General features: G+C 60.1%; 14 protein-coding genes. All 14 read right to left on the bottom strand.

Annotation, left to right across the window (positions count from 1 at the left end; translation table 11 throughout):
* Positions 1-16 precede the first annotated feature (16 nt).
* The 14 genes from D0Y96_RS14095 to D0Y96_RS14030 all read right to left on the bottom strand — a co-directional run bounded on the left by D0Y96_RS14095 (position 17) and on the right by D0Y96_RS14030 (position 16,985).
* Complete coding sequence (locus D0Y96_RS14095; protein WP_199480297.1) at positions 17-1,483, bottom strand: deoxyribodipyrimidine photo-lyase; 1,467 nt, start codon at positions 1,481-1,483, stop codon at positions 17-19.
* A gap of 141 nt (positions 1,484-1,624) precedes the next feature.
* Positions 1,625-1,933: a cytochrome C oxidase subunit IV family protein gene (locus D0Y96_RS14090; protein WP_117300915.1), complete on the bottom strand. Its 309-nt coding sequence runs from the start codon at positions 1,931-1,933 to the stop codon at positions 1,625-1,627.
* A 16-nt stretch (positions 1,934-1,949) separates the two neighbouring features.
* Positions 1,950-2,693 (bottom strand): cytochrome c oxidase subunit 3, encoded by a 744-nt coding sequence (locus D0Y96_RS14085; protein WP_117300914.1) that lies wholly within the window; start codon positions 2,691-2,693, stop codon positions 1,950-1,952.
* Complete coding sequence (ctaD, locus tag D0Y96_RS14080; protein WP_117300912.1) at positions 2,686-4,350, bottom strand: cytochrome c oxidase subunit I; 1,665 nt, start codon at positions 4,348-4,350, stop codon at positions 2,686-2,688. The genes D0Y96_RS14085 and ctaD overlap by 8 nt, the downstream gene beginning before the upstream one ends.
* Positions 4,347-5,423: a cytochrome c oxidase subunit II gene (coxB, locus tag D0Y96_RS14075; RefSeq protein WP_117300910.1), complete on the bottom strand. Its 1,077-nt coding sequence runs from the start codon at positions 5,421-5,423 to the stop codon at positions 4,347-4,349. Before coxB ends, ctaD begins: the two co-directional genes overlap by 4 nt.
* Positions 5,424-5,431: 8 nt before the next feature.
* Complete coding sequence (locus D0Y96_RS14070) at positions 5,432-6,331, bottom strand: SCO family protein (protein ID WP_117300907.1); 900 nt, start codon at positions 6,329-6,331, stop codon at positions 5,432-5,434.
* Positions 6,332-6,478: 147 nt separating this feature from the next.
* Positions 6,479-7,111 (bottom strand): hypothetical protein, encoded by a 633-nt coding sequence (locus D0Y96_RS14065; RefSeq protein ID WP_117300905.1) that lies wholly within the window; start codon positions 7,109-7,111, stop codon positions 6,479-6,481.
* Positions 7,098-8,390 carry a hypothetical protein gene (locus D0Y96_RS14060; protein ID WP_117300903.1) on the bottom strand — a complete coding sequence of 431 codons (1,293 nt, stop codon included), beginning with the start codon at positions 8,388-8,390 and terminating at the stop codon, positions 7,098-7,100. Before D0Y96_RS14060 ends, D0Y96_RS14065 begins: the two co-directional genes overlap by 14 nt.
* 18 nt (positions 8,391-8,408) lie before the next feature.
* Entirely contained in the window at positions 8,409-9,197 is a 789-nt protein-coding gene (locus D0Y96_RS14055) for a c-type cytochrome (RefSeq protein ID WP_252263758.1), read from the bottom strand.
* A gap of 4 nt (positions 9,198-9,201) precedes the next feature.
* The gene (locus D0Y96_RS14050) at positions 9,202-9,744 is read right to left on the bottom strand and encodes a DUF3341 domain-containing protein (protein ID WP_117300901.1); all 543 of its coding nucleotides are present in this window, start codon (positions 9,742-9,744) and stop codon (positions 9,202-9,204) included.
* Complete coding sequence (gene nrfD / locus D0Y96_RS14045) at positions 9,744-11,165, bottom strand: NrfD/PsrC family molybdoenzyme membrane anchor subunit (RefSeq protein ID WP_117300899.1); 1,422 nt, start codon at positions 11,163-11,165, stop codon at positions 9,744-9,746. Before nrfD ends, D0Y96_RS14050 begins: the two co-directional genes overlap by 1 nt.
* Positions 11,166-11,193: 28 nt before the next feature.
* Positions 11,194-14,406 (bottom strand): TAT-variant-translocated molybdopterin oxidoreductase, encoded by a 3,213-nt coding sequence (locus tag D0Y96_RS14040; protein ID WP_252263757.1) that lies wholly within the window; start codon positions 14,404-14,406, stop codon positions 11,194-11,196.
* On the bottom strand, positions 14,403-15,284 hold the full coding sequence (locus D0Y96_RS14035) for a cytochrome c3 family protein (protein WP_117300897.1): 882 nt from the start codon (positions 15,282-15,284) through the stop codon (positions 14,403-14,405). The genes D0Y96_RS14040 and D0Y96_RS14035 overlap by 4 nt, the downstream gene beginning before the upstream one ends.
* Before the next feature lie 249 nt (positions 15,285-15,533).
* On the bottom strand, positions 15,534-16,985 hold the full coding sequence (locus D0Y96_RS14030; protein ID WP_117300895.1) for an aldehyde dehydrogenase family protein: 1,452 nt from the start codon (positions 16,983-16,985) through the stop codon (positions 15,534-15,536).
* Positions 16,986-17,040 lie beyond the last annotated feature (55 nt).

Below are 17,040 nucleotides of genomic sequence, written 5' to 3'. Positions count from 1 at the left end.
ATAAACATTACTTTCGTCAGAAAAGCGAGGGCGTCGATGCGTCTTCGCTTCCGGGCTCATTTGCGGTGGAAGAGAGCATCTGGCGGATATATGTTTTCGAGTCGAACTTTTTGCCGGTGGAGGCACCGGACATGTAACGGACTGTTCCGAAGACGGGACGCTCGAACCAGGGACGGTCATGCACGCCTCCGATGGCCCAGGCAATGCCGGCGTAGCCGTTGGGATCGCGCCCGTCGAGCTCGTATTTGTCATTAAGGATGACGGCGTATTCCCATGCCTGCGCAGGACCGGGAGACCACTCGAGGATCTTCTTGGCCCAGTACATACGCAGATAATTGTGCATCCAGCCATGATGGATCATCTGCAACTGCGCGGCGTTCCAGAGATCGTCGTGTGTTCTGCCCTTTTCCATCTGCGCGAGAGTATAAGAGGGATCGCGCCTGTCGCGAGCGTGTTCGCGAAGCGTCTTCTGCGCCCACTCCGGCGCGCACTCGATGGAATCGTAATCCGGCACGTGTTTGACGAAGTTGACGGCAAGCTCACGCCAGCCGATGAGCTCATTCAGGAGACTGTCGACTGCGGCGCGCGGCGCCTTCCCTTCCCGATGCGCTTTTTCTGCGGCGAGCGCGATGGTAAGCGGGCTGATGTGCCCGAAGTGCAGCCAGGGCGACATGCGGCTGGTGCCATCTGCTTCCGGATGATTGCGCTGTTTCGGGTAATCGGCCAGGAAATGCGTGACAAAGTGCTGCAGACGGTGAAGGGCGGCGTGGGTGCCTCCGGTGAAGGTATCGACGGGAGCGATGGAGCGGTCGAGACTGCGCCAGCCGTGCGTGATGTCGTCCTTTACAGGAAAGGATTCAAGACCGCGGGGGCGGCGCCATTCTTTACGGGCTTTGATGGCCGGTGTGTGAACGAGATACTTCGGCAGCTCGGCGAGGAGCTTCGGGCGCATGTGATGCAGCATGTAGAAGTGTTTCGGGAAGAGTTCCGAGGGCACAACGACGTCGGCATCGACGGTCCAGTACGGGATATGCAGCCGCTGTGCGATGATGCGGCGCCAGCGCTCCGGCTCGCGGCAGGGATTTTCATCACCGATGAGCATGGCCGCGCCGACTTCGGCGAGAAAGGCTTCGAGCTTATTGTGCGGAGGACGGCGAACGATGAAAGACACATTGCGCTCCGCGAGATCCTCTTCGAGATCAGGCAGGCCCTGATTCAGAAAACGATAGTGGCGGAGATTGGCGCCGGGAAAATTCGAGATTGCAGCAAAGAAGGCCACAACGGGAAGGTCGAGCTCATTGCCGAGAGCGATCGCAAGATCAAGTGCGGGATTGTCGAGCGCACGCTGGGCACGCTGTATCCAGCAGGCAATGCATTTGCCCTCTTTGCGAGGTGGGCCGGAGCGCCGAACGGTGACGCGGGGGTTATCGGCAAGACGCTGCAGGGCGTCAGGCAGCAGATCCTGATGTGCGGGGTCGGCCATGCGTGTCTGCAGTGTAGATGCAGAATTGCGATCTGTGGCACAGACGGCGCGCAAAGAACCGGCGCTGTGGAACCGCGATAAGGCAGGCCGAGAAAGATAAAGGGCGGCGCATGGCCGCCCTTCGCAACAGGCTGGAATACCTTACCAGAGGCCCCAGGCGCGGCTGATGTAGTCGGTCATGGTCATGGTGATGAGCACGAGAAAGGTGAAGAGGCCGGCGGCCACGGTCAGCTTCGTGAGTTTGGAGCTGTACTTCACGTGCATGAAGAAGAGCACCACCAGCGAGGCCTTGATACAGGCAATGGCAAGCGCCACGACCGCGTTGAAGACGCCGAGCTCGACATAGGAGATGGCGGTGGTGGCTCCGGTGAGCACAAGAAGGGTTGCGCCGATGATGAGGTAAATCTTCGGCGTAACAATGTGCTGTTCGTGATGCGTCGGTTCAGACATCGAAGTTCGATCCTCTCTACTGGTGACGACTGATCAGGTACAGGAGCGGGAACAGGAAAATCCAGATGATATCGACAAAGTGCCAGTACAACCCGAAGTTTTCTATCGTGGTCATGTGACCGTCGGTGTAGGCACCGCCCCACGCCTGAGCAAGGAGAATGATGAGCAGCGAAACGCCGATGATCATATGCAGCGCGTGCATGCCTGTCATGGCGAAGTAGAGCGAGAAGTAGACCTGGGTCTTCTCCGCCATATCGAGCGGAAGGGGCTTGTCCTCCGGATAGGCGGCGCTGGTATGAACGAAGTCGGAGACGCTGAAGTTCAGACCCGGAACGTGGTGATGCTCCCACTCGTCATGCCATTCGTAACCCTTGATCCCAAGAAAGACCGTGCCCAGAACGATGGTAAGAAGCAGATAGCCGATGAGCGCCGCGCGATTGCGCACCTGCGAGCTGTACACGGCCATAGCCATAGTGAAGCTGGAGCCGATCAGCACCCCGGTATTCGTGGTGCCGGCCCAGATCTTGAGCTGATGGCTGCCGACCACGAAAGCCGGGTAATACCAGTTGCGATAGATGAGGTAGGCGCAGAACAGGCCACCGAAGAACATGATTTCGGTGAGCAGGAAGAGCCACATTCCGAAGCTGGCAGCCTCACGCTGCTGCTCCACTGTTTCAAAGTGGTGGCGCAGATGCGGAGGATGCGCGTGTTCGATGTGCCCTGTTTCGGAGGTCTGGGCGGCAAGTGCGTGGCTATCCAACGGTCTCCACCTCGTCGTGTTCGGTCTTGTGTGCCAGCCACTCGTAGTCGTAAGCCTCGTGAGTGACGATCGGCGTCTCTACAAAATTTTCGGTCAGCGGCGGCGACTGAATCTGCCATTCAAGGCCGGTTGCCTGCCACGGATTCGCCCCGGCGATCGCTCCGTACTTGAGCGACCAGGTGAGATAGAGCAGCGGCAGCAGATAGCCGACTCCGAGAACGCTGGCGCCGGCGGTCGAGAAGACGTTCAGCACCTGGAACTCGGGAGGATAGGCGGCATAGCGGCGCGGCATTCCGAGATATCCCAGAATGAACTGCGGGAAGAAGGTGAGAATGAAGCCGATGAAGGTGGTTACGGCTGCCAGCTTGGAGAGACCTTCCGGATACATGCGACCGGTCATCTTGGGCCACCAGAAGTGCACACCCGAAAGGTAGGCCATGAGCATGCCGCCGACCATGACGAAGTGGAAGTGGGCCACGATGAAGTAGGTCTCGGTCAGATGGATATCCATGCCGAGCGAGCCGAGGAAGACGCCGGTGAGGCCGCCGATGGTGAAAAGCCCCATAAAGCCGAAGGCGTAGAGCATCGGCGTTTCAAAGGTGATGGAGCCCTTATACAGGGTTGCAGCCCAGTTGAAGATCTTGATGGCGGAGGGAACGGCAACGAGCATGGTCAGCAGCGAGAAGACCAGAGCCGAATAGTTCGAGACACCCATGATGAACATGTGGTGCGCCCAGACGAAGAAGCCAAAGACGGCGATGGCGACCGATGAGAAGGCGACGGCGGTGTATCCAAAGACCCGCTTGCGGGAGAAGGTGCTGATGACCTCGGAGATGACGCCCATGCCGGGAAGAATCATGATGTACACGGCAGGGTGCGAATAGAACCAGAAGAGGTGCTGAAAGAGGAGCGGATCGCCGCCCTTGGCGGGATCAAAGACTCCGATGCCGATGGTGCGCTCAAGGATGACCAGAACCAGGGTGATGGCCAGGACCGGGGTGCCAAGAACCATCAGGATGGAAGCTGCATAGTGCGACCAGACGAAGAGCGGCAGGCGAAACCAGGTCATGCCTGGGGCGCGCATGCGATGGATGGTGACGATGAAGTTGAGGCCGGTGAAGATCGAGCTGAATCCGGCGACGAAGACGGCCAGCCCGGCCGTGATCACATGGGTATTCAGGTAATGCGTGCTGAGCGGAGTGGTAAAGGTCCAGCCGGTGTCTACGCCGCCTGAGATGAGCGCGGTCATCAGCAGAATGCCGCCCGCGATGTAGAGATACCAGCTCAGCAGATTGATCTTCGGAAAGGCCAGATCTTTTGCGCCGACCATGATCGGGATGAGGAAGTTCCCGATGGTGGCAGGCACCGACGGCACCAGAAACAGGAAGACCATGATGATGCCGTGCATGGTGAACACCTTGTTATAGGTGTCGGCGGCCATCAGATCGCTGGCAGGCGTGAGAAGCTCAAGCCGGATAAGGCCGGCCATCGCTCCGCCGATGAAGAAGAAGAAAGTGATCGAGATCAGATACAGGATCGCGATGCGCTTGTGGTCCCCCGTCAGCAGCCAGCTTTTCAGTCCATACTCTTTGTTGAGATAGGACACCTTAGGCAGAGTTGCAGTACTTTGATCCGGAAGGCTGACGATTGTACTCATTGTTTCACCATCCCTGAAGCGGTGGATGTGGACGTGCCGGAGGCCGGGGCTGCGTCGGAACCGGCGCCGGTTTCACTGACGTTCAGTGTCTGATCGATGCGGTAATTCGAATCAAGGCGCCGGATGTACTCGACGAGGGAGATCAGACCCTCCTCGCTCACCTGTCCCTGGTAGGTGGGCATGATGGGCGCGTAGCCGGCGACCTGATGGAGCGTGGGGTTAAGAATGGAATCGCGAACAAAGGCATCCGTGGCGGTGGTATAGGTACCGTTTGCGAGCTGCACCTGCGATCCGATGACGTTGGCCAGAGACGGGCCATGTGCGTTCGGCGTGCCGTTATGGCAGGAGTTGCAGCCGAGTGCGGCGAAGAGGCGCTCGCCATTCTGCGCGAGCGAGGTGCCGCTGGTCGAGCCCGAGATCCAGGCCTGGTAGTCGTCGGGCGTCATGGCGACGACCTGGCCGATCATCTGCGAATGAAGCGTACCGCAGTACTGCGTGCAGAAGAGGTGATAGGTGCCGGGAGCGGTGGCCTCAAACCAGACGGTCGAGTAACGGCCCGGAATCACCTCACGCTTCACGCGGAATGCGGGAATGGAGAAGCTGTGGAAGACGTCCTGCGAGATCATGGTGAGCTGCACGGGCCGATTGATGGGGACATGCAGCGAGTTGATCTCGTGCTGGCCGCCCGGATGCTCGACCTTCCACATCCACTGTTTGCCGACGACGTAGACATTCATCGCATTGGTCGGCGGATTGTAGATGCGGAAATAAAGCAGCGCGCCCCAGACGAAGGAGACCATAAAGAGCGCGAGCGGAATGATCGTCCAGGTAGCCTCAAGCAGCGTGGAACCTTCGATCTGCGTTGCCTCGGGGTTCCGCTCTTTACGGTAGCGCACCGAGAAGACACCGACGAGCAGGCCAACGATCACCAGGCCCACGACGGAGATGCCGATCAGATAGAAGTAGAACGCGTCCACGTCGGGAGCGATGCGGGACGCCTCCGGCGGAAAGATCGCGAAGTTCGTGAGCCACTTAATCAGAAATTGCCAAAGTACCGGGCTGATGAAATGCATCGTTCCCTTTATCCGTTCGCCAGTTTTCCGGTGATCGTGCGCGACTGCTTCAGGTCACGCCGGAACATGACCACCATATAAGAACCGAGAAGTAAAACCGTGAGAAGGCACCCCAGCTGCACAATGTGGGCAATGATGAGGCTGTGCCGATTGAGCTGCGGGTCGTAACGGTAGCAATACGTGAGAATGTTGTCGACCGGCGAACCGATCCGGTCATGCGAAGATTCGACGAGACCGAGCTGCAGGTCTTTCGGTGAAAACTCAACACCGAGGTAGTACTGAGAGAGACGGCCTTCGGGAGTGAGCAGTTCGACGGAGCTGGCATGCGCGAACTGCGTCATCTTTCCGTCGGGGCCCTCCATCGGGGTATAGCCAAAGCCGACGGCATTCGCGAGAGGCCGGATCGAAGCCGCATTCCCGGTCAGGAAGTGCCAGCCATTTTCCGTCCCTGGACGCCCATAGCGCTGCATGTAGACGGCCTTCTCACGAGAGGCGATCTGCGGGGTCTCGGTCGGATCGATGCTGACAAAAACTACGTTGAAATCTTTACCGGGATTGAACTTTACCATCTCCAGCGCGCCGACCAGACCATTGATCTCTTCGGGGCAGAGGATTTTGCACTGGTAGTAGACCAGAGAAAGGATGACCGGACGATGTCCGAAGTAGTCGCCGAGATGAACGGTCTTTCCGTTCTCGTCGCGGAAGACGCCATCGAGCGGGATGAGCGTGTTGAGTTTCTGTGTAACGGAAATCTTTTTGAGGTCGGCAGGCTGCGTCGTCGAAATAGGGCCCATCTGCTTTTCGCCAATGGGAGCGACCTGCGCGGAGGCGATGCCCGAGACCAGGCAGAGTCCGGCGAGCGCACAGAGGAGCGGCAGCCGCAGCAATGATGCGCAACCGCCGTGCATGCTTCCCTTCCGTATTGTTTTCCCGCTCTGCATTGCTCTGCCTTCTATGCTATTCGTTTTTGCTGCGCCACCTTGCGGCGCATCTGTGAGCATCGGAGTCCGATGAGCCGGACCTGACGATCACCGGGAGTGCTTTCGCTGCCCGGGTTACCGGTTATTCGCGTGGCTCGATGCCTGCTCTCCGGCAAGCTCCGAAGGCCCGTGCTCCTGCTGTTCATATCCGGTTCGCGCGAATCCGTTGGTCAGCGGCATCTCGACGACCGGTGTACTATCGCCGCTCATCAGCTGCTCCGTCGCCTGACTTTGCGGCGCAACCTGAAGACCCCACTGCGCGATCAGCTGCATGGCGCGATCGATCGGGATGCGTACTGTTCCCTGGGAGCGATCGACCCAGGTGTAATAGTTGAGCAGAAGGTCTTCCCGATCGTGCAGGTCGGCAAGATCCTGGCCGCCGTCGCCATTGTCGGACTGCAGGCGCGGCGCGGGGAACTTCTGCGTGAGCTGCTGCAGCTGCTGCTGCTCGATGGCCGGGCTCGACTCCAGATTTCTGGAGGCGACGCCGGGGGTCGACGCATTCCACTTGTTCAGCGGGCCGTCATGCGCCTCAAGCTGGCGGTTGATCACCTTGCCCATAACGAAGCAGAGGAAGAAGAAGACCGCAATCGAAAGAGCCAGTCCGACCAAGAAGACGATGATGCCGGTGGTGTTGGCATCCGTGACTTCGTAGCCCTCCTTCACGGAAGGCTCATGGTAATGCTCTCTGGGATCAAGCGTGGACATATTCCTGCTCCAGGATCTCCGCCAGATGCGGGTCATTGGTTGCGATCACCGGCCGCTTCCGCAGCTCTGCGAAGTAGGCAGCCATCCAGAAGGCGATCAGCGCTCCGGGAACGGCGATGTACTCGAGGATGCCGACACTCAGGTGCAGATTGCGGGCCGCATCGCGGAAGTTAGGCTCGATGAGCCAGAAGACGTCCCAGATACGGGCGAAGATCATGATGTAGCAGACGACGGCAAGGCGGCTCTGAATGCGCTTGAGATCGCTGGACAACAGCAGCGTGAAAGGCAGCAGCCAGTGGAAGATGACGTCGAGGGTAGCGACTACACCCCATCCGCCGCGGATGCGATCCAGGTACCAGGGAATCTCTTCCGGCGAGTTGCCGGACCAGATGATCAGGAATGCGCCGAAGGCCAGGTACATGTTGAGCATGACGAAGGCGAAGCAGAGCTTGCCCATGTCGTGCTGCTCAATCAGCCGGAAGGTCGATTTGATCGGCTCGGCCTTCGAAAGAGCCATCAGCGTAAGGATGGCGAGCGGAAGCACCTGATAGGCCTGGCCGACGAGGAACTGGAATCCGTAAACCGTCGAGTACCAGGTGGGATCAAGCGACATAACCCAGTAGATGACGAGCAGGAAGAGCAGCCCCGAGTAGAGCAGAACGCCGAAGCCGCTGAGGTTTTCAAACTTCACTCGCCAGTAGGTGACATTGCCCTCGCGCCCGGCGTCGGCATCCCGCTGCAGCGACCACTTGTTCAGCAGATGGATATAGAGAGCGAAGATGGTGAAGCAGACAATGGTCGCGATCCAGAAGGCTTTGGTGTTGAGCATCAGCGCCTTCCAGCGAATGGCGTGCGCCTGTTCGTTGGTGATCAGGTGATTTTTCAGCGCCGTCGACCAGTCAGCGTACTTTGCCCAGATGTAGAGCCTGCCCATGGAGGCGCCGAAGATGCCTACGGGAAGGAACATCAGGAAGACCAGAGGCCAGGTGCGGGTCATGGCTTCGAGCGGGCGCTGAATGATGTATCCCCACTTGCCGCCGGAGAGATACTGCGTCATCAGCAGCAGCATGCCGCCGAAGCAGAAGCCGAAGCAGGTGACAAAGCCGTGCAGCCAGCCGCGCAGGAAGTGGTTCCAGTGATCTCCGCTGAGAAAGCCCAGAATGACCGCGACGACCAGGAAGGCGACTCCCGCGATCAGAGCGCGTGTGCGCCAGATATCAACAAACGCAGGCGCGCTCAGGTCAGCGGGCAAGCTCTTCGCATTATTTCCGTGTGCCATGCTTTCTTCCTGAACTCCTTATTGGCGGGCCGGAGCCTTGGTAACCGGCTGAGATGGTGTTGAACCCGAGCCGCCGATGACTCCTTCCGGAGCGTTTGCATCTTCAGCAGGCGCACCTGCCACAATTTTGCCGTTCGGGTGAGTGTGGACCGCTGTATTGGCAGGCTCCGGCCAGGGTCCGGCAAAGCTTGCCGGGTATCCGAGCTTTTCGGCCACCGTGGACAGATCCTCGACCTGCGTACCGGCCGGAACATTGGCGGTGCGTGCATCCTGGCTCAGCTGCAGGGCGCGGATATAAGCGGCCACGGCCCAGCGGTCGACCGGAGTGAGCTGCGCGCGATAGTTCGGCATGGCGCGGTAGCCATTGGTCATCACATAGAAGAAGTGACTCAGCGGCTCGCGCAGGCGCTCCGCATCGTGGAAGTTAGCCGCCGGCTTGTAGCCGCGCTGCACGATCATGCCGTCGCCGTTGCCGACGCGGGAGTGGCAGGGCGTGCAGTAGATATTGAACCGTTCCTGGCCGCGCTCGAGCAGCTTCATCGTCACGGGGAAAGGCATCATGTCAGTCTCTTTGCCGTTCAGCAGACCGGTGTAGAAAAACTGATCCTCATCGAGCTGGCCACGGGCCACGGTGTGATCCACCTGAGGGCGGACGGAGCGGCCGTCGGCGAAGAGGGTGGTGCCGCGCTGCGGAAACATCCTGGGCTGATCCTGCATATCCTCGCGGCAGCCGGCGACGAGGACAAGCCCAAGCGCAAGCAGGCCGAGAGACAGGGCGCGCGCGGAGGCTCCGTGCATGTGCTTCATGGCGTTAATACTCCACCTCCACGATCGAGACCGGCGCGTGCGCTTCAAGAAAGCTGCGCGTCTCCACAACATCGAATTTCGGATCCGTCGCTTCGAGGCAGAGGAAGAATTTATCCGTTGTCGCACCGTTGCGGAAATTCGGAGCGTTGAAGACCGGGTGATACAGCTTGGGCAGTCCGTTCAGCGCGAGCATGCAGAAGGCCGCGGAGAGACCGGCGTACAGAATGGTCCACTCATACGCGGGAATCACGAAGGCAGGCCAGGAGAAGTAAGGCCGGCCGGCGATATTGAGCGGATAGGCCCAGAGCGAGATCCAGGTTTCGAGACCGAACATGGCGGCGAGTCCCAGGAGGCCGCCGATGAGGGTGACGAGCGAAACCTCGTCACGATGGAAGCCGATCGCCGCGGCCGCCGCTTCGAGCGGATAAGGCGAGTAGCAGTCCAGGCGCCGGTAACCGGAGCTGTAGGCGGCACTGGCAGCCTGCACCAGATGCGTCGGCGTGTCGAATTCGGCCAGCAGGCCGTAGGTTCCTTCAGGTAAAGGCATCAGTCACCTGCCTCCGGCAACGGTTCGGCTTCTGCCCTCACCTTTGCCTGCGGCAGCATCAGACGCAGCTCAGACATAGGAATCATGGGCAGGAAGCGGACAAAGAGGAAAAAGAGAAATGTGAAGAGACCGAGCGTGCCGGCAAAGGTCATGTAGTCCCAGCGCGTGGCACGGTAGGTTCCCCACGAGGACGGCAGGTAATCGCGGGTAAGGCTGGTGACGACGATGACGAAGCGCTCGAACCACATGCCGGTGTTGACGATGAGCGACATGAGGAACATCAGGCCCGCATGGAGGCGGAATTTGCGAATCCACATCAGCTGCGGAAGCGCGATGTTACAGGTAATGAGCACCCAGTAGGACCAGCCGATGGCGCCGAACATGCGGTTCCACATCATGAACCATTCCCAGCGGCTTGCCGAATACCACGCCATGAAGACTTCCGTGGAGTATCCGTATGCAACGATCAGGCCGGTGGTCAGCATGACCTTGCCCATGTTGTCGATGTGGCGCAGGGTGATCAGGTCTTCGAGGTGGTAGAACTTGCGGATTGGAATGGCCAGGGTGATGACCATGGCGAATCCGGAGTAAATGGCGCCGGCGACGAAGTAGGGCGGGAAGATCGTCGTGTGCCAGCCGGGCAGCAGCGCCACCGCAAAATCGAAGCTGATGACGGTGTGCACGGAGAGGACCAGCGGAGTGGCGAGTCCGGCAAGCAGGATCGAGGCCGTCTCATAACGCACCCAGTGGCGTACGGAGCCGCGCCAGCCGAGCGCCAGCATACCGAAGGTGAACTGGCCGAACTTCGACTGCGCCCGGTCGCGCATGGTGCCGAGGTCGGGAATGAGGCCGATGTACCAGAAGACAACCGAGATCGTAGCGTAGGTCGAGACCGCGAAGACATCCCACAGCAGCGGGGAGCGGAACTGCGGCCAGTAGTTCATTGTGCTGGGATAGGGGAAGAGCCAGTACCCCAGCCATGGGCGGCCGACGTGAATGAGCGGGAACATGCCTGCGCATATCACCGCAAAGATCGTCATGGCCTCGGCGAAGCGATTGATCGAGTTACGCCAGCCCTGCTTGAAGAGCAGCAGAATCGCCGAGATCAGCGTTCCGGCGTGGCCGATACCGATCCACCAGACGAAGTTGATAATGGCGAAGCCCCAGGCGACCGGGATAGTGATGGCCCAGATGCCGACGCCCTTGAGGAAAAGCCAGGTGACCGCGACCAGCAGCATGCCGGTAAAGCCACTGGCGATCAGAAATCCGAAAAACCAGCCGAGCGGGGTATGGCTGGTGAGCACGATACGGGATACCTTCTCCGTTACCGATTTGAAGGTATGTCCCGGCCCGATGACCAGGAATTCCCCGGTCCTCGGGTCCAGCATCGGATCATTCACGGGTGCGTCTTTAGTTGCCATGCACTCAGAATCCTTTTAGCCGTTGTCCTTACGCGTTCTCGGGCGCATATTCACCGAGCGCCTTCGACAGGTCCTCATTAATGTTCAGCACTTCCGCGACATAGGTCGTGCGGGGACGAGTATTGATAGTCGCCAGCACACCGTAGGTCCGATCCTGTGCTTTCAACTTTGCCACGCGGCTGTTGGGGTCGTTGATATTGCCGAAGGTGATGGCGCTGGTCGGGCATGCCTGCTGGCATGCGGTGACTATTTCGCCATCGCGAATGTCGCGGTTTTCCTTGTCGGCGCGAATTTCCGCCTCACGGATACGCTGGACGCAGTAGCTGCACTTCTCCATGACACCGCGGCTGCGCACGCTGACATCCGGATTGCGCATCAGCTTCAGGCTCTCCGTCTCGTAGTCGGAGTAGAGCAGGAAGTTGAAGCGGCGCACCTTATACGGGCAGTTGTTGGAGCAGTAACGGGTGCCCACGCAGCGGTTGTAGACCATCACGTTCAGGCCTTCGGGCGTGTGCACGGTGGCACCTACCGGGCAGACCTGCTCGCAGGGCGCATTTTCGCAGTGATGACACATCATGGGCTGAACGTGAGCCCGCGGAGCGGAGAGATCGCCCTCGAAGTATGTGTCGATGCGAATCCACTGCATGAGGCGGCCGATCTTGACCTGATGACGGCCGACGACCGGAATATTGTTCTCGGCGTAGCAGCTGGCGACGCAGGCGTTGCAGCCGACGCAGGAGTTGAGATCGATCGACAGGCCCCAGGCGCGTTTGTCATAGCGATAGGCCGGGAAGAGGCTGGTGTCGGGATCAGGCGTATCGCGTCCTTCGCCTTCGTGGGCGAAGAGCGGGTTCTCCTTAAACTCGGTCAGCGTCGCGTAACGGACGATGCCGCGATCAAAGGCTTCGTCGCCTTCGAGGGAGTGGGTTCCGCTGCCGTCGCCGCCCGCCCAGGCGGCGCGCTGGTCGATATGGTGGCTCTTGGTGACGCAGATATCGTAGATTCCACCGGTTTTGCGAACCTGAGCGCCGGCGGCGAAGAGCGGCGAATCGGAGGTGCGGATGAGATAGGCGTTGTAACCCACGCCGCTGCCGACACGGCCGGCTTTGCGGCGCCCCTGGCCGAGCATGACGGTGAGGACATTGTCGGGATGGCCGGGAACGGCGAGCGCTCCGCCGATGATTTCGCGACCGTTGAGCGTAACCTGAACAGCATCGCTCTCGGCCAGTCCGAGCTTCGCCATAGTGGCCACGCTCATCTGCACGGCATTGTCCCAGGAGAGGTTCGTCACCGGACGGGGGATCTCCTGAAGCCAGCCCACATTGGAGTAGCGACCGTCGTAGACGTGCGGATCGGGGCGGAAGAGCACCTCGATGGTGTCGCCGGCGACGGGCGGCTTAGCGGCCGGGAGCTGCACCTTTGGGGTCACACTCTTCGGCTGGAAGGCGGTGTCGGCGATCCATCCATCGTGCAGCACCTTGCGCCAGTTGAACTCGTAATCGCCTTTGGAGAGCTGATCCTTCCAGTTGTCGCGAACCGCCTCGTAGGGCGAGACATCCGGATTGTCGAGCATGGACTGGAAGATCTCGTGTGCGGAGTGACCGCCGTAGAGAGGATCGATCATCGGCTGAACGATCGAGACGGTACCGTCGTAAGCGCGGGCATCCGACCAGGACTCAAGATAGTGCTGGTTGTTGATGTGCCAGATGGCAATGGCTCCGGTCTCGTCGATATGCGCGCCGAGGTGCACGGTATTAGGCACCTTGCTGAAGGCGGTCTCGAAATCGAGGTCGGCGGGGACGGAGTAAACCGGATTGGCATTCAGCACAATCAGCCAGTCGACCTGACCGGCATTGATATCGGCCATGAGCGAGCGGAGATCGTCATTCTGGATCGAGGGCAGCGGATTGACCGGATCGGTATAAACGACCGCCTTGCCGATCGCGCCGAGCGCCTGATTGATGACGATGGCGGCCAGATGAACATCAGGCGTCTGGTGCTCGCCGGGAATAACGACCGCTTTTGCGCCGCCGGCTTTGAGATCAGCAGCAAGCCCCTGCAGATATTTCGATTCGTGCTCCGACCAAGTGTATCCCGACGGCGCAGTGCCTGCTCCGAGAGCAGCCGCCAAGTCTGCCGCGAAGGGACCGATCTGGCTGGGACGGAGCGCGAGGCGATGCTCGGCCTTGAAGCCGGTGGTCGTCGGCATGGCTTCAATGACATAGAGCCGGTTCATCTGCGTACCGTTGTCGAGCTTGCGCTTCTGCGCATAATCGGCAGCGAGCCGGTGGAAGCCGGGATGAGCGGCTCCGGAGAGGAAATCGGCGTCGAGCGAAAGGATGACGTCCGCCTGATCCAGGTGGTACTGCGCGTCGACATAATCGCCGAAGGCCTGCTTTGCAGCGGTGTAATGCGAATCGCGGTTGACCGGATCGTGCTGGATCAGCTTCGCCTGCGGATATGCCTTCTGCGCCGCCTTCCACTGCGCGGCCATGGTGGGCGAAGTGATCGTGGACGAAAGGAAATACAGACCTTTGCCGCCGCTGGCCTTTTTATCAGCAAGAGCCGAGCGGTAGGCCGCAAGGAAGGCTGCCCAGGTGCGGGTCTCACCGCGATAGAGGATGCGCTGCGAGCGGTCGGGGTCATACATGTCGAGCAGCGAGCTCTGCGTAATGACATCCGAGCCACCGCGATTGTACGGATGCTCCGGGTTACCGTCGACCTTGATGGGGCGGTAGGCATCGCTCTTGACGAGCACCGGAACCGCTCCGGTGGGAAATGGGAAGGCCGAAGCGAAGTAGACCGGCTTGCCCAGCACCAGGTCTTCCGGAGCCTTGACGTAGGGGTAGATCGGCTCATCCGGCTGCTTGGTGCAGCCCGCGAGGCCGGCGAGCGCCATGGAAGCGCCCATCAGCTTCATGAAGCCGCGGCGGGAGACCGGATCGATCCACTCTGAGCTCTTCTCGGGAAATTCCCGGCTGAGCATTTCATTGAATTCCGGGGTACCGGCCAGCTCATCAAGTGAACGCCAGTACTTTTTGCCCTTCTTCGGCGCGAGCTTTGCGCGTACCGCCTCGAGCGTCAGCGGCTTTGCCGCCTCCAGACTCACAAGCTCTTTGCCGTAACCCGTAACAGGTTCGCTGGTGTGACCGTTCGCCATGTCGTGATTCTGTCTCTGGTTATCCACGTGTCCGTTTTCGGCAGCATGAGAGTTCGGTGCGCTCAGCCTGGGCTCGCTCATCGATGACATACCTCGCAACTGGTCAGCTCACGCGGAGTGCGGATGTTGTAGTGCTTCACCAGGAAGAGGCCCAAAGCTTCCTGGCTGGTGAACTTCGTGTAAGAGAGACTGGCCGGCAACTGAGCGGGACTCGCGTCGGTCGAGGTGGCCGCAGCAGCCTGCGCGTGCAGACCGGCAAACGCCGGATTCAGCGATGCCTCTTCGGCCGCGGCCTGCTGACCGGGCGGAGCGCTGGTGCAGGTCACGTCCTGAGATGTCGGCGTTCCGGTTTTTCCATCGACCGCCGCGCACCAGACCGGCTTCAGATCGGTCGGTCCGGTCCAGGCCATGTTGTAGATCTCACTGGTGGGGCGGAGGTTTTTAGCCGGATTGCGGTGACAGTTCAGGCACCACTCCATCTGCAGGGTGTTCTGCTGATAGAGGATCGGCATTTCATCGACACGGCCGTGACAGCTGGCGCAGCCGATGCCCTTGTTTACGTGAATTTCATGATTGAAGAAGACGAAGTCGGGCAGATCGTGTACGCGGGTCCAGACGATGGACTGATTGGTGGCCCAGCTGTGACGGACCGGCTCGAGCATCTGGGCGTCGGTCCAGATCTGCGCATGGCAGTTCATGCAGGTCCGGGTGGGCGGGATGCCGGCATAGCTCGATTTTTCCACCGAGGTGTGACAGTACTGGCACTGAATGCCGAGACCTTCGACGTGATGCTTGTGGCTGAACTCAACCGGCTGTTCGGCCCTCTGTCCCTGCCGCGTAACCCAGGGCGACCTTTGAAGTTCATCAAGGGAGAAGCCCAAGGCAATCACAATCAACCCTGTCAGGACCAGGCTCATGCGGGCAAGCGCGTTTGAGCTGCGGTCAAAAATCTGCGCCATGAATGCGTTCCTGCTTCCTCAGATTCCGTGAATATGGAGGGTTATCACGCTGCGTTGGCAGCACATTTACCCGGGATTTAAGCGTTCCCGGACAGGGTCAAATTTCTTGAAGAGACACTATAGCAGCAGAAATGGCGGACTGAACAAGTCCGCTATTACCTAGTCGGCAACTTTTAAAGGGAATGTGCGCATTATACAACCTCAGTTGCGCACCTGAAACCCCTGCAAAGACAGGCTTTCTAAAATATTTCAATTTTTTTCAGGCATTTTGTCGAGCGCCATTACCAGGAGGCGCAGTTCGGTCATTTCCTCGATGGCATAGCGCAATCCTTCGCGTCCGAGACCGGAGTCCCGGACGCCTCCGTAGGGCATCGGATCGAGCCTCCAGGTGGGGGCGACTCCGACGATCAGACCGCCGACTTCGAGCGTTTGATAGGCCTCGAAAATCCGCCCCGCGTCGCGGGTGAAAAGACCGGCCTGCAGACCATAACGGGAGCGGTTGACCTCGGCCAGAGCGGCGTCGAAGTCGTCGTAGCGCTCGATGGCCATTACGGGGGCAAAAACCTCCTCATCGAGCACCTTCATGGGGCTGCGGGTTCCGGTGAGGAGGGTGGGCGGAATAAGACTGCCGGCGCAGGTGCCTCCGGTCAGAACCGTGGCTCCGGCATCTTCGGCTTCCCTGAGCCAGCTCTGGATGCGATCCGCATCGGAAGGCCGGATGACGGGACCGATATCGGTCTTTTCCTCCGCAGGATCGCCCACGACCAGCGCTTCCGCATGTTTTACGGCGGCCTCGACAAAACGGTGGAAGATGGCACGCTCGACATAGACGCGCTGCACGGAGATGCAGCTTTGGCCGGCATAGCTCATGGCACCGGTGACGCAGGCCTGCGCCGCTCCGGCGATGTCTCCCCAGTCGCTGTGAACGATGGCGGCGGCGTTGCCGCCCAGCTCCAGCAGAACCCGCTTTTTGCCGGCCTTCTGCTTCAGCTCCCAGCCGACGCGAGCGCTGCCGGTAAAGCTAAGCACCTTAAGGCGATCCTCATCCTGCACCAGGAAGCCGGTGTCCTCGACGGAGAGAGGCAGAACGCTGAGGGCATCGGCCGGCCAGCCGGCAGCGTAGATGAGCTCGGCGAGAGCGAGCGAGCTGAAGGGGGTCTGCGGCGCAGGCTTGAGCAACACGGGGCAGCCGGCGGCGATTGCAGGGGCGAGTTTGTGCGCCACCAGATTGAGCGGAAAATTAAAGGGCGTAATGGCCAGCACGGGACCGGACGGAAAGCGGCGGACCATGCCCCAGCGGCCTTCATTACCAGGCATGAGGTCGAGAGGCAGCACTTCTCCGCCCTGGCGGACGGCCTCTTCCGCGGCGATGGTGAAGGTAAAGATTGCGCGGTCGACCTCTCCCCGGGCCGCCTTTACCGGCTTGCCTGCCTCGGCCACGATGATGGCGGTGAGCTGCTCCCGCTTTTCCCTGATTGCATGGGCGACGTGCTCGAGAATCTCTTTGCGGCGCCACGCAGGCAGAGCGCGAACGGCGGCAGAAGCGCCGTGCAGGCGGGTGACGGCGTCGAGCGCATGGGTGCGGTCCGCCTGACGGACGGTTCCGATGACGCTCTGATCGAAGGGCGACCGGATTTCGATGACTTCCCCTTCGTGCCGCTCCATACCGGCAAGAAAAAATCCACGTTCGCCGAGCTGCATACGCCTGCCCTCCTGTAATCTGTTCGCTGCGCGCCTTACCTTACGCTTTCGCTTT

Origin of the sequence: Paracidobacterium acidisoli (assembly GCF_003428625.2) — a bacterium.
Lineage (GTDB): Bacteria > Acidobacteriota > Terriglobia > Terriglobales > Acidobacteriaceae > Paracidobacterium > Paracidobacterium acidisoli.
Note: the sequence above shows the minus strand (reverse complement) of the source record. Positions and strands in the feature narration are given on the sequence as shown.

What these genes read in the sequence shown, in the direction of transcription:
- D0Y96_RS14060 (WP_117300903.1), bottom strand. Translation starts at nt 8,390, where the DNA reads ATGGCACACGGAAATAATGCGAAGAGCTTGCCCGCTGACCTGAGCGCG.
- D0Y96_RS14035 (WP_117300897.1), bottom strand. Translation starts at nt 15,284, where the DNA reads ATGGCGCAGATTTTTGACCGCAGCTCAAACGCGCTTGCCCGCATGAGC.
- D0Y96_RS14095 (WP_199480297.1), bottom strand. Translation starts at nt 1,483, where the DNA reads ATGGCCGACCCCGCACATCAGGATCTGCTGCCTGACGCCCTGCAGCGT.
- nrfD (WP_117300899.1), bottom strand. Translation starts at nt 11,165, where the DNA reads ATGGCAACTAAAGACGCACCCGTGAATGATCCGATGCTGGACCCGAGG.
- D0Y96_RS14055 (WP_252263758.1), bottom strand. Translation starts at nt 9,197, where the DNA reads ATGAAGCACATGCACGGAGCCTCCGCGCGCGCCCTGTCTCTCGGCCTG.
- D0Y96_RS14050 (WP_117300901.1), bottom strand. Translation starts at nt 9,744, where the DNA reads ATGCCTTTACCTGAAGGAACCTACGGCCTGCTGGCCGAATTCGACACG.
- ctaD (WP_117300912.1), bottom strand. Translation starts at nt 4,350, where the DNA reads ATGAGTACAATCGTCAGCCTTCCGGATCAAAGTACTGCAACTCTGCCT.
- coxB (WP_117300910.1), bottom strand. Translation starts at nt 5,423, where the DNA reads ATGCATTTCATCAGCCCGGTACTTTGGCAATTTCTGATTAAGTGGCTC.
- D0Y96_RS14090 (WP_117300915.1), bottom strand. Translation starts at nt 1,933, where the DNA reads ATGTCTGAACCGACGCATCACGAACAGCACATTGTTACGCCGAAGATT.
- D0Y96_RS14040 (WP_252263757.1), bottom strand. Translation starts at nt 14,406, where the DNA reads ATGAGCGAGCCCAGGCTGAGCGCACCGAACTCTCATGCTGCCGAAAAC.
- D0Y96_RS14070 (WP_117300907.1), bottom strand. Translation starts at nt 6,331, where the DNA reads ATGCACGGCGGTTGCGCATCATTGCTGCGGCTGCCGCTCCTCTGTGCG.
- D0Y96_RS14030 (WP_117300895.1), bottom strand. Translation starts at nt 16,985, where the DNA reads ATGCAGCTCGGCGAACGTGGATTTTTTCTTGCCGGTATGGAGCGGCAC.
- D0Y96_RS14065 (WP_117300905.1), bottom strand. Translation starts at nt 7,111, where the DNA reads ATGTCCACGCTTGATCCCAGAGAGCATTACCATGAGCCTTCCGTGAAG.